Raw genomic sequence first — 11,877 nt, 5'->3', positions numbered from 1 at the left:
TGTTCAAAATAAACTAGCGATTATTTTGATAGGCGCGCACGGCCTTTTGCACGACGTGCGTTGATAACTTTACGACCGTTCTTAGTTGCCATGCGAGCACGGAAGCCGTGAGTACGCTTGCGCTTTAGAACTGTAGGTTGAAAAGTGCGTTTCATGATAATTACCTTTACTGATCAGTAGTTTTAGGTTCTTGTTAAACCCGGCGTGGGCATTTTGCTTTCTTTATATAAAGAAGCTCTTTATTAAAGAAGAACAACCGACGCCTCTCAACAAAGAGGCGGAATTGTAATCACACTCACATAATGTGTCAATGACTCATGAGTACGAAATTCCGACCGGGCGATTATACGTAGTGTGAGTCAAATCTCAAGGATCGATTGATCTTGATGCTTGATCTTTACTCTATTCCCACTTGGTTAAGGAATTTTTTCAAACGAGGATCTTGTGGATTATCGAAGATATCTTGTGGAGAACCTTGTTCAACAATGTTGCCTTCAGCCATAAAGATCACTCTGTCAGCGACTTCTTTGGCAAATTGCATCTCGTGCGTTACCACCAGCATGGTTTGGTGTTGATTCGCTAACTTCTTCATTAATGAGAGAACTTCTCCGACCCACTCAGGATCCAGAGCTGATGTTGGTTCATCAAAAAGCAGCAATTCGGGTTGCAGTGCCATCGCTCTACCGATACCCACACGTTGTTGTTGCCCACCTGAGAGCGCCGCTGGATAACTTTCACCTTTGTCCCCAAGACCAATGTCATCCAGAATCTGTTGAGCACGTTTTAACGCGTCATCTTTCTTCCATCCTCGAACAGTAATCAAGCCCTCTGCGATGTTCTGACGCGCATTCATATGAGCAAATAGGGCATAGTTTTGAAAGACAAACCCAGTACGGCGACGTAGAGCAAGCACTTCTGCTTTGGTGTGTTTTTGTGTGTCGACCGAAATGTCATCGATGGTAATGCGGCCTTCGTCTGCTTGCTCTAAGAAGTTTACGGTACGTAGAAGCGTCGACTTGCCAGTACCGCTTGAGCCGATAATAACGATGATCTCACCTTGTTTGATGTCGAGATCAATGCCTTTTAGAACTTCAGTATCGCCAAAACGTTTGTGAATGTTTTCTAGTTTGATCATCGTACGTACGCCTTATTCAATTTCGCTTCTGCCCAAATCTGTACTCGAGTCAGGATAACCACCACGCCCCAGTAAATCAGAGCGACAGCAAGGAACGCTTCAAAGAAACGGAAGCTAGACGAAGCTTCCATCTGCGCTTTGGCCATGATTTCTGCAACACCAAGTGTGAAGGCGAGGGATGTCGACTTAATCATATCGATGAAGTAGTTCATCAATGAAGGCAGTGCGACACGTGTTGCCTGCGGTAAAATCACACGGCGCATCGCTTGTGTGGTTGTCATACCGACCGACAAGCTTGCTTCCATTTGGCTGCGATCAATGCCAATGATGGCTGCACGAATGCTCTCTGCCATATAAGCGGCAAAGTGCAGCGTTAAACCAATTACCGCAGCAGAAAAGGCATCGATTCCCACCATAAATGGGAAGATTTGCGGTAAGCCGTAGTAGAGCAGAAACAGTTGTACTAAAAGCGGAGTACCACGGAAGAAGCTGATATAAAGTTGGCTCAATTGGTCGAGAACTGGCAGCTTAAATACGCGAATGTTCGCTAAAATGACGGATAGAATTAAAGAAAAGACCAATCCCCATGTGGCCATTTCCATGGTCGTGCCAAGATACTTGAGCAGTATCGGTAGCAGCTCCAGCATGTAATTAAAATCAAATCCCATACGACTTACCTTGAGAAAAGAAAAGGTGGAATACTAAGTTCCACCTTGTCATTGAGTTAAAAAAGGACGCGAGATAAAGCCCTGCGTCCTAAAAGAAGAGAAGTTTTACTTCGTGATGTCGGCACCAAACCATTTCACTGAAATCTTCTCTACTGTTCCGTCTGCGCGCATTTCTGCAAGTGCTTTATTCACTTCCGCTTGTAGCTTACGACCCTTTTCGTTATCCACGAATGGCCAAGCGTTTTGAATCGTTTCAAATGGTTCACCTGCCAGTTGAAGCGGTAGACCCGTTTTCTTAATCAGCTCTAGGGCAGACAAACGATCCATGATGAAAGCATCCGCACGACCTAGTGCCACATCGTGTTCAATACCAGTATCGTAAGTCTTAATGTTGATCTTGCCATCTTTGTCGTAATCACGTAGCAACTGTTCAAAGTTAGAGCCTAGGTTAACAGCAACGGTTTTGCCTGCGAGATCTTCGACACCTTGGATGCTATCGTTGCCTTTACGTACGGTAATTTGCGCACCGTCTACTACGTATGGGTCAGCAAATAGGTATTTTGCTTTACGCGCATCTGTCATCGTGATTTGGTTCGAGATGGTATCAATACGACCTGTTTCGAGTAGGCCAAACAAACCAGAAAAGTTCGCTGTTACGTATTCGATCTTGTAATCATTACGCTTACCGATCTCATCCCACATATCCACTTCAAAACCTTGTAGCTTATCTTGCTTCACAAAAGTGAATGGGAAGTAGCGACCAGACATACCAACTTTGACTTCAGTTGCTGCTTGAACGGTGGCGGCAGATAAAGCGATGGCTGCAATGGCAACCTTAATCCAGTTTTTCATAATACATCTCCATAATTTTATGGTTGGAAATACTACTGTCAGTTAGCTCAATTAAAGAAATAACCAAGTGCAATAACCTAGACCTCAGAGTAATAAGATCTTATTTGGTATAGATAGTAGCCAAGATATAGGGATAAATGATGAAAAAACGATCGAAAGAAGCATGAGTGACGATCGAAATAAGCCGATGAATGAAAATTCATACACAGAGTTATCACCAATGACTCGATCTGACTGATTTTGCCTAAATGTGGATCAATGTGTGGGCAAATTTGGGGCAAGATGTGTTGATCTCACTAAGTTGGGCGAAAATATTGTGAATAACTTAGATCTTATTCACTGGATCATCGATCAATTGCTGGCGATCTTGGTTATCAACAGGTAAAATTGCCAGTCTTTTCCGATAATTCAAATACTCAGTGGGGGCACCGTGTCATCTTCGCTTTGGTTGCAATGTTTGCAGCAGCTTCAAGAAGAGCTACCAGCTACAGAATTCAGTATGTGGGTTCGTCCGTTACAAGCGGAGCTCAATGACAATACTCTCACTTTGTTCGCACCTAACCGCTTTGTGTTGGATTGGGTTCGTGACAAGTACCTGAATAGCATTAATCGCTTACTGCAAGAATACTGCGGTAATGATGTACCTAGTTTGCGCTTTGAAGTTGGCAGTCGCCGAGTTGCAGCACCAAAACCGGCACCGACACGAACGCCGGCGGATGTTGCGGCAGAGTCTTCAGCGCCCGCTCAGCTGCAAGCCCGTAAGCCTGTGCATAAAACGTGGGATGATGACGCGCAAGTGATCGCAGACATCAACCACCGCTCTAATGTGAACCCAAAACATAAGTTCAATAACTTCGTTGAAGGTAAGTCGAACCAATTGGGTCTTGCTGCTGCTCGTCAGGTTTCGGATAACCCAGGTGCTGCATATAACCCGCTGTTCCTATACGGTGGTACTGGCTTGGGTAAAACGCACTTGTTGCATGCAGTGGGTAATGCCATTGTGGATAACAACCCAAATGCGAAAGTGGTGTACATGCACTCTGAGCGTTTTGTGCAAGATATGGTGAAAGCACTGCAAAACAATGCGATTGAAGAGTTCAAACGCTACTACCGAAGTGTTGATGCGTTGCTTATCGATGATATCCAATTCTTTGCCAATAAAGAGCGTTCACAAGAAGAATTCTTCCATACCTTCAACGCATTGCTAGAAGGTAACCAACAGATCATTTTGACTTCAGATCGCTACCCAAAAGAGATCAGCGGTGTAGAAGATCGTCTGAAATCACGTTTCGGTTGGGGATTAACCGTCGCGATCGAGCCACCAGAGCTTGAAACTCGTGTAGCGATCTTGATGAAGAAAGCGGAAGACCACCAAATCCACCTAGCAGATGAAGTGGCATTCTTTATTGCTAAGCGTCTGCGTTCCAACGTTCGTGAGTTGGAAGGGGCACTTAACCGCGTTATTGCTAACGCGAACTTCACCGGTCGCCCAATCACGATTGATTTCGTTCGTGAAGCGCTGCGCGACCTACTTGCTCTGCAAGAGAAGCTCGTTACTATCGACAATATTCAAAAGACAGTGGCGGAATACTACAAGATTAAAGTGGCTGATCTGCTGTCTAAGCGTCGCTCTCGCTCAGTTGCTCGTCCTCGTCAGTTGGCGATGGCGCTGGCAAAAGAGCTGACTAATCATAGCTTGCCGGAAATTGGTGATGCGTTTGGTGGTCGTGACCACACCACTGTACTGCATGCTTGTCGCAAGATTGAGCAGCTACGTGAAGAGAGCCACGATATTAAAGAAGATTACTCTAACTTGATTCGCACCCTGTCTTCTTAATCGGTTAGAATGACAGTATTCCAAGCAAATCATTAATTGAGCTGACAGCGTAAAGAGCCAAGCATGAAATTTACTATTGAACGTAGTCATTTAATCAAACCGCTACAACAGGTTTCGGGCGCATTAGGTGGTCGACCAACCCTACCAATTCTGGGTAACCTACTGCTTAAAGTAGAAGATAACGTGTTATCCATGACCGCGACCGATTTGGAAGTGGAATTGGTGAGCAAAGTGACTCTAGAAGGGGATTTTGAAGCGGGCAGCATTACCGTTCCTTCTCGTAAGTTTCTTGATATCTGTCGTGGTCTACCTGATGACTCCATCATTACCTTCGTATTAGAAGGCGATCGCGTACAGGTACGTTCTGGTCGTAGCCGTTTCTCACTGGCAACACTTCCTGCAAACGATTTCCCAAACATTGAAGATTGGCAGAGTGAAGTAGAAGTTTCACTAACTCAGTCTGATCTACGTACGCTGATTGAAAAAACACAATTCTCGATGGCGAACCAAGACGTTCGTTACTACCTAAACGGCATGTTGTTTGAAATCGACGGTACGACGCTACGCAGCGTGGCAACCGATGGTCACCGTATGGCAGTATCTCAAACTCAGCTCGGTGCAGATTTTGCGCAAAAGCAAATTATCGTGCCTCGCAAGGGGGTACAAGAGCTTGTTAAACTGATGGATGCGCCAGAACAGCCTGTCGTACTACAAATTGGCAGCTCAAATGTACGTGCAGAAGTGAACAACTTTATCTTCACTTCTAAGCTGGTTGATGGTCGTTTCCCTGATTATCGCCGCGTATTGCCGCAAAGCACCAACAAAACGCTAGAAGCAAGTTGTGATGAGTTACGTCAAGCCTTCTCACGTGCTGCGATTCTTTCTAACGAAAAATTCCGTGGCGTTCGTGTGAATCTTGCGGGTAGTGAAATGCGCATTACTGCTAACAACCCAGAGCAAGAAGAAGCAGAAGAAATGCTAGACGTGACCTTTGAAGGTGACGCTATTGAGATCGGCTTCAACGTTAGCTACGTGCTTGATGTGCTTAATACACTGCGTTGCGATAACGTACGTGTGTCGATGTCAGATGCGAACGCAAGTGCGTTGATTGAAAACGCAGACGACGACAGTGCCATGTACGTGGTGATGCCAATTCGTCTATAAGCCATCTGAATGCCACTTTCTCGCCTCATCATTCAGCAGTTTCGAAACATTAAAGCCTGTGATATTGACCTATCAGCAGGCTTTAACTTTCTTATTGGGCCGAACGGCAGCGGTAAAACCAGTGTTCTCGAAGCGATTTATTTGCTCGGACACGGACGCTCTTTCAAGAGTTCGCTGACGGGGCGAGTTATCCAAAATGAGTGTGACGAACTGTTTGTTCATGGTCGTTTTTTGAACTCGGATCAATTTGAGCTACCTATCGGCATTAATAAGCAGCGTGATGGCTCAACAGAGGTTAAAATAGGCGGTCAATCTGGGCAAAAACTGGCACAACTCGCACAAGTTTTACCTTTGCAGTTGATACATCCGGAAGGGTTTGATCTACTAACGGATGGTCCAAAGCATCGTCGTGCATTCATCGATTGGGGTGTGTTTCACACCGAGCCTGCTTTTTATGATGCATGGGGGCGTTTCAAGCGTCTTAACAAGCAACGCAATGCACTGCTTAAAACCGCTAGAAGTTATCGTGAACTCAGTTATTGGGATCAAGAGATGGCGCGTTTGGCTGAAAACATCAGTCAATGGCGAGCGCTGTACATCGAACAGATGAAAAGCGTAGCGGAAACCATCTGTCAGACATTTTTGCCAGAATTTGAGATCCAATTAAAGTATTATCGTGGATGGGACAAAGATACCCCTTATCATGAGATACTAGAAAAAAATTTCGAGCGTGATCAGTCGTTGGGCTACACCTTTAGCGGTCCGAATAAGGCTGATCTGCGCATTAAAGTGAACGGAACGCCCGTTGAGGATGTTTTGTCACGCGGTCAATTAAAACTCATGGTGTGTGCATTGCGTGTCGCGCAGGGACAACACCTTACCGAAATGACCGGAAAACAATGTATTTACCTAATTGACGACTTTGCGTCGGAATTAGACAGCCAACGTCGCAAGCGTCTTGCTGACTGCTTGAAAGAGACGGGCGCACAAGTATTTGTAAGCTCTATCACTGAAAGCCAAATCGCCGATATGTTGGACGATACGGGCAAATTGTTTCATGTGGAACATGGCAGGATAGAGTAAAACTAGAAGAGAGAAACTCATGTCTGAAAATTACGATTCATCGAGTATTAAGGTACTGAAGGGTCTGGATGCGGTACGTAAGCGTCCAGGTATGTACATCGGCGACACGGACGACGGCACTGGTCTTCACCACATGGTCTTCGAGGTGGTGGATAACTCAATTGATGAAGCGTTGGCAGGTCACTGTAAAGACATCGTTGTGACAATTCATGAGGACAACTCGGTTTCAGTTACGGATGATGGTCGTGGCATTCCAACAGAAATGCACCCAGAAGAAAAAGTATCTGCTGCAGAAGTTATCATGACGGTACTTCATGCTGGTGGTAAGTTCGATGATAACTCATACAAAGTATCAGGCGGTCTACACGGCGTAGGTGTTTCAGTAGTAAACGCACTGTCTGAGAAAGTGGTTCTGACTATCCACCGCGGCGGTCATATCCATACGCAAACTTACCATCATGGTGAGCCTCAAGCGCCACTAGCAGTAATTGGTGATACTGACCAAACTGGTACACAAATCCGTTTCTGGCCAAGTGCAGAAACATTCTCGAACACAGAATTTCACTACGACATCCTAGCGAAGCGTCTACGTGAACTTTCTTTCCTGAACTCTGGTGTTTCAATCAAACTGGTTGATGAGCGCGAAGCAGACAAGAGCGACCACTTCATGTTTGAAGGTGGTATCCAAGCGTTTGTTGAGCACCTAAACACCAACAAAACACCAATCATCGAGAAAATCTTCCACTTCGACTTTGAGCGCGAAGATGGTATCTCGGTAGAAGTGGCGATGCAGTGGAATGACGGTTTCCAAGAGAACATCTACTGTTTCACTAACAACATCCCACAACGCGACGGTGGTACTCACCTTGCCGGTTTCCGTGCAGCGCTAACGCGTACACTGAACTCTTTCATGGACAAAGAAGGCTTCTCTAAGAAAGCGAAAACAGCAACTTCTGGTGATGATGCGCGTGAAGGTCTAACTGCGGTTGTTTCGGTTAAAGTGCCTGATCCTAAGTTCTCAAGCCAAACTAAAGACAAACTGGTTTCTTCTGAAGTGAAGTCAGCGGTTGAATCAGCAATGGGTGAGAAACTGTCTGAGTTCCTAATTGAGAACCCGGCAGAAGCGAAGATGGTTTGTTCGAAAATCATCGATGCAGCTCGTGCTCGTGAAGCGGCGCGTAAAGCTCGTGAAATGACTCGTCGTAAAGGCGCACTAGACCTAGCTGGTCTGCCAGGCAAACTTGCAGACTGTCAGGAAAAAGATCCAGCACTCTCTGAACTATACATAGTGGAGGGTGATTCGGCAGGCGGCTCCGCAAAACAAGGCCGTAACCGTAAGAACCAAGCAATCCTACCGTTAAAAGGTAAGATTCTTAACGTAGAAAAAGCGCGTTTCGACAAGATGCTTTCTTCTCAAGAAGTAGCAACGCTGATCACGGCACTAGGCTGTGGTATCGGTCGTGACGAGTACAACCCGGACAAACTGCGTTACCACAACATCATCATCATGACCGATGCTGACGTCGATGGTTCGCACATCCGTACGCTACTGTTGACCTTCTTCTACCGTCAAATGCCAGAGCTTATCGAGCGTGGCTATGTGTACATTGCTCAGCCACCGCTTTACAAAGTGAAGAAAGGCAAACAAGAGCAGTACATCAAAGACGAAGATGCGATGAACCAATACCAAGTTGCTTTGGCACTTGATAACGCATCGCTACACGTAAACGCAGAAGCACCAGCATTGGCAGGCGAAGCGCTAGAGAAGCTAGTTCAGCAATACAACGCTGGTATCAAGCTAGCGGATCGCATGAGCCGCCGCTACCCAAGCGCGCTAGTTCATGAGCTAATCTACACGCCGCGTCTAACGGCAGAGCAATGTCATGATGCTGCAACAGTAGAAGCGTGGACAAAGCAGCTTGTTGAGCAGCTAAACGCGAAAGAAGTAGGCGCAAGCCAATACAGCTTCGAAGTTGAGCAACACGAAGAGCTAGGTCTAAACCTACCTAAGATCATCGTACGTACTCACGGTGTGACTCACGACTACGCACTAAGCATCGACCTATTGAACTCGAAAGAGTACGGCAAGCTAGCGGATCTATCTGAAGCGCTAGACGGTCTGCTAGAAGAAGGCGCTTACATCAAGCGTGGTGAGCGTACTCAGCCAGTATCAAGCTTTGCATCGGCACTTGAGTGGCTAATCAAAGAGTCGCGTCGTGGTCTAAGCCTACAGCGCTACAAAGGTCTAGGTGAGATGAACCCAGATCAGCTTTGGGAAACCACAATGGACCCAGAGACACGTCGCATGATGCAAGTAACCATTGAAGATGCGGTAGGCGCAGACCAATTGTTCACAACGCTAATGGGTGACCAAGTTGAGCCGCGTCGTAACTTCATCGAAGAGAACGCGCTGAAAGTAGCAAACCTAGACGTTTAGACTATTTTTCCTTTGCTGGATATGCTGATGTCGTTGTCGAAGGTGCTCACATACACTTGTATGCTGCGCGCCTTCTCCTAGAACTAAGCTATCCCCCTGCGGAAAAACGAATCTAAATTTCTTTTGATAGAATTTTAAAAGCACTGCCTTCGGGTGGTGCTTTTTTATTGAGTAAGAGAAACCAGATAAAAGAAACGAGACACAAGAATAGGCTGCACTCTATGGAGGCGGGGAAGCTTGGCTTTGAAACTCTACATTTAAGGAAAGAGTGGATATAAGTGGCGCTTTTCATTATTAGTATGTTAGGACGTCATCTTCGAGAGGGAGGAACGACCGAGTCGGGGATCTAAAATATTTTCACCGTAGCCCTTGAAAGCCCATTTTTCGACCTTATATCTAGTTATGAAGAGGGATGGCTGACTTGCTCAACAAGAGAAGAACAGCGCCTCTGGAATCGCTAAACGAGATCGCTCAAGAGAGGATACTCAGTATTAGCACACAACTTGACCCTAGATTCGACATCATGTCCCCGCACCTAAAAAGTAGGTCAGAGGAATGAATCATCGGATCCTTAGCTTGGCGTTTTCTTGCATAAATGCGCCATGTGGATGACCCTCATCTGGGCTAAGACTATTGCTTAAAAGAGGATAGATTATGCGTAATGTAGATTTCTCACCACTATACCGTAATGCAATTGGCTTCGACCGTCTGTTTAACCTGATGGAAGCAAGCTCTGCGAAAAACACTTCTGGCGGCTACCCTCCATACAACATCGAGCAAAAAGACGAGCACAACTATCGTATTACTATGGCAGTCGCAGGTTTTGCTGAAGATCAGCTCGATTTGACTCAAAACGAAAACATGTTGATTGTGAAGGGCGAGCGTAAAGCAGAAGAAGGTAAAAACTACGTTTACCAAGGTATTGCGGAGCGCGATTTTGAACGTAAATTCCAACTTGCGGATTACGTAAAAGTCGTTGGTGCATCAATGGAAAACGGTCTACTTCATATCGATTTGGTTCGTGAAATTCCAGAAGCGATGCAACCACGTAAGATTGCTATCGGTGGCAACAACCTGATTGAAAACAGCTAATCAGCTAAAGACACTTCAGTTAACCACACGGTTATAGAATGAGAAAGAGCGCCTTCCATATGGACAAGGGCGCTCTTTTTAGTTTGGGGCTTTCAAAGCCACTATTTCAAAGCAGTAATTTCAAAGAGAAGAACGGCTGAGTTTTATCGGTCTATTTACCTTCGCGGTAAGCCTTTTCCACTTCTTCTGCGATAATCGCAATGCCTTTTTGCATCATCTCATCGTCTTGAACGTAGTTCATACGCAAGCATTGGTGTGCATGATTCCACTCGTCCTTCTGACCAATAAAGAAGTATTCTCCCGGAACAATCAAAACCCCACGCGCTTTCAAGCGTTGGTACAGTTCCATTGTCGTAATTGGCAGTTCATCAAACCATAGCCACAAGAAGATAGCACCTTCCGGTTTGTGAATGCGGAATCGCTCATCGGTAATCGCTTCTTGGAGCAGTTCAACCGCACGTTGCGACTTCTGTTTGTAGAACGGCTTAATCACCTCTGAGCTCAGTTTAAGCAGATCGCCTTTACCTATGATGTGGTTTGCCAACGCAGGACCAACACTGCCCGGTGCTAGGCTGATGATGCCGTTCATATTGGTTAATGCTTGAGTGATTTCTTCACTCGCAATCACAATCCCACAACGCACGCCCGGTAAACCAAGCTTAGATAGGCTCATGCACAGGATGGTGTTTTCATTCCAGAACGGCTCGACATCTTCAAAGATGATATTTGGGAACGGCAGACCGTAGGCGTTATCGATGATTAGCGGAATGTTGTTCTCACGTGCTAGTTTGTCCAGTTTACGTACTTCTTCGTCTGTCAGTACGTTACCTGTTGGATTGGTTGGGCGAGACGCGCAGATTGCCGCAACAGAGTCATCGACGGTGAGCTGCTCAAAATCAACGTGGTATTTAAACAGACCGTTATCTAACAGCTCGATTTCTGGATGGTAAGAGACAAAGATATCTTCATCAATACCTGCGTCACCATAACCGATGTACTCAGGCGCGATAGGCAGTAGCACCTTCTTATGCGAACCGTCTGGCTGTTTACCTGCTAACAAGTTGAACAAGTAGAAAAAGCCACTTTGGCTGCCGTTAGTTAGGCTGATGTTTTTCTCGGAAATATCCCAGCCATAAGTTTCACGGAATAACTGAGCCAACGCTTTAACGAACGCGTCTTTGCCTTGCGGACCATCATAGTTGGCGAGGGCGGCGACGAGCTCCCCACTGGCGAGCATTTCCTCACTGGCTTGGCGAAAGTAATCGAGCATGGCAGGAATGGCGGCTGGGTTACCTCCACCGAGCATGATGGCACCTGGTGTGCGCAGACCATCATTCAAATCGTCCATTAACTGCGTGATACCTGAATACTGATTAAATTTTTCACCAAACTTAGAGAACTGCATTTGTCGTTATACCTAATTCATTGTGATTGCTTTGTGTATGTTTGTGCCGATGTTTTATCGGCTTATCGAGTAATCCTTGACCTTACCTCAATGCGTAATTAACGCAAAGTGTGAATTAAGCCGAAAAAGAAAAAAGTGTGTCATCAGACCAGAGGTACGAGATAAAAAGGCAAAAAGAGCAATAAAAAAGGGAAGCTTATGCTT

At 45.8% G+C, this 11,877-nt stretch carries 10 protein-coding genes; 5 read left to right on the top strand and 5 right to left on the bottom strand.

The annotated features are described in order from the left end of the window. Positions 1-20: 20 nt before the first annotated feature. The 4 genes from rpmH to OH463_RS24275 form a co-directional block, all read right to left on the bottom strand. Positions 21-155 (bottom strand): 50S ribosomal protein L34, encoded by a 135-nt coding sequence (gene rpmH / locus OH463_RS24290; RefSeq protein ID WP_005378825.1) that lies wholly within the window; start codon positions 153-155, stop codon positions 21-23. Positions 156-397: 242 nt separating this feature from the next. Then, on the bottom strand, positions 398-1,135 hold the full coding sequence (locus tag OH463_RS24285; RefSeq protein ID WP_005451048.1) for an amino acid ABC transporter ATP-binding protein: 738 nt from the start codon (positions 1,133-1,135) through the stop codon (positions 398-400). Beyond that, on the bottom strand, positions 1,132-1,803 hold the full coding sequence (locus OH463_RS24280) for an amino acid ABC transporter permease (RefSeq protein WP_005451049.1): 672 nt from the start codon (positions 1,801-1,803) through the stop codon (positions 1,132-1,134). The genes OH463_RS24285 and OH463_RS24280 overlap by 4 nt, the downstream gene beginning before the upstream one ends. 105 nt (positions 1,804-1,908) lie before the next feature. After that, complete coding sequence (locus OH463_RS24275; protein WP_269992936.1) at positions 1,909-2,655, bottom strand: amino acid ABC transporter substrate-binding protein; 747 nt, start codon at positions 2,653-2,655, stop codon at positions 1,909-1,911. Between the two features lie 430 nt (positions 2,656-3,085). Between OH463_RS24275 and dnaA the strand changes: the two genes are divergently transcribed. The 5 genes from dnaA to OH463_RS24250 all read left to right on the top strand — a co-directional run bounded on the left by dnaA (position 3,086) and on the right by OH463_RS24250 (position 10,268). Further along, positions 3,086-4,492, top strand: coding sequence for a chromosomal replication initiator protein DnaA (gene dnaA / locus OH463_RS24270; protein WP_005451061.1), 1,407 nt, complete (start codon positions 3,086-3,088; stop codon positions 4,490-4,492). A gap of 63 nt (positions 4,493-4,555) precedes the next feature. Then, positions 4,556-5,656 carry a DNA polymerase III subunit beta gene (dnaN, locus tag OH463_RS24265; RefSeq protein WP_005451063.1) on the top strand — a complete coding sequence of 367 codons (1,101 nt, stop codon included), beginning with the start codon at positions 4,556-4,558 and terminating at the stop codon, positions 5,654-5,656. 9 nt (positions 5,657-5,665) lie between these two features. Beyond that, on the top strand, positions 5,666-6,739 hold the full coding sequence (recF, locus tag OH463_RS24260) for a DNA replication/repair protein RecF (RefSeq protein WP_045451498.1): 1,074 nt from the start codon (positions 5,666-5,668) through the stop codon (positions 6,737-6,739). Positions 6,740-6,758: 19 nt separating this feature from the next. Beyond that, positions 6,759-9,176, top strand: a complete 2,418-nt coding sequence (gyrB, locus tag OH463_RS24255; RefSeq protein WP_050933197.1) for a DNA topoisomerase (ATP-hydrolyzing) subunit B — start codon at positions 6,759-6,761, stop codon at positions 9,174-9,176. Positions 9,177-9,830: 654 nt separating this feature from the next. Further along, positions 9,831-10,268 (top strand): Hsp20 family protein, encoded by a 438-nt coding sequence (locus OH463_RS24250; protein WP_005426066.1) that lies wholly within the window; start codon positions 9,831-9,833, stop codon positions 10,266-10,268. 151 nt (positions 10,269-10,419) lie between these two features. On the opposite strand, the gene OH463_RS24245 is transcribed toward OH463_RS24250, so the two are convergent. After that, positions 10,420-11,673, bottom strand: coding sequence for a valine--pyruvate transaminase (locus OH463_RS24245; RefSeq protein ID WP_269992930.1), 1,254 nt, complete (start codon positions 11,671-11,673; stop codon positions 10,420-10,422). Between the last annotated feature and the right edge of the window lie 204 nt (positions 11,674-11,877).

The sequence above is a fragment of the Vibrio sp. NFR genome (assembly GCF_027587095.1).
GTDB lineage: Bacteria > Pseudomonadota > Gammaproteobacteria > Enterobacterales > Vibrionaceae > Vibrio > Vibrio harveyi.
The sequence above is the reverse complement of the archived record's forward strand: the minus strand, read 5'-3'. Positions and strand labels throughout refer to the sequence as shown.

What these genes read in the sequence shown, in the direction of transcription:
- rpmH (WP_005378825.1), bottom strand. Translation starts at nt 155, where the DNA reads ATGAAACGCACTTTTCAACCTACAGTTCTAAAGCGCAAGCGTACTCAC.
- OH463_RS24250 (WP_005426066.1), top strand. Translation starts at nt 9,831, where the DNA reads ATGCGTAATGTAGATTTCTCACCACTATACCGTAATGCAATTGGCTTC.
- recF (WP_045451498.1), top strand. Translation starts at nt 5,666, where the DNA reads ATGCCACTTTCTCGCCTCATCATTCAGCAGTTTCGAAACATTAAAGCC.
- dnaN (WP_005451063.1), top strand. Translation starts at nt 4,556, where the DNA reads ATGAAATTTACTATTGAACGTAGTCATTTAATCAAACCGCTACAACAG.
- OH463_RS24280 (WP_005451049.1), bottom strand. Translation starts at nt 1,803, where the DNA reads ATGGGATTTGATTTTAATTACATGCTGGAGCTGCTACCGATACTGCTC.
- gyrB (WP_050933197.1), top strand. Translation starts at nt 6,759, where the DNA reads ATGTCTGAAAATTACGATTCATCGAGTATTAAGGTACTGAAGGGTCTG.
- OH463_RS24245 (WP_269992930.1), bottom strand. Translation starts at nt 11,673, where the DNA reads ATGCAGTTCTCTAAGTTTGGTGAAAAATTTAATCAGTATTCAGGTATC.
- OH463_RS24275 (WP_269992936.1), bottom strand. Translation starts at nt 2,655, where the DNA reads ATGAAAAACTGGATTAAGGTTGCCATTGCAGCCATCGCTTTATCTGCC.
- OH463_RS24285 (WP_005451048.1), bottom strand. Translation starts at nt 1,135, where the DNA reads ATGATCAAACTAGAAAACATTCACAAACGTTTTGGCGATACTGAAGTT.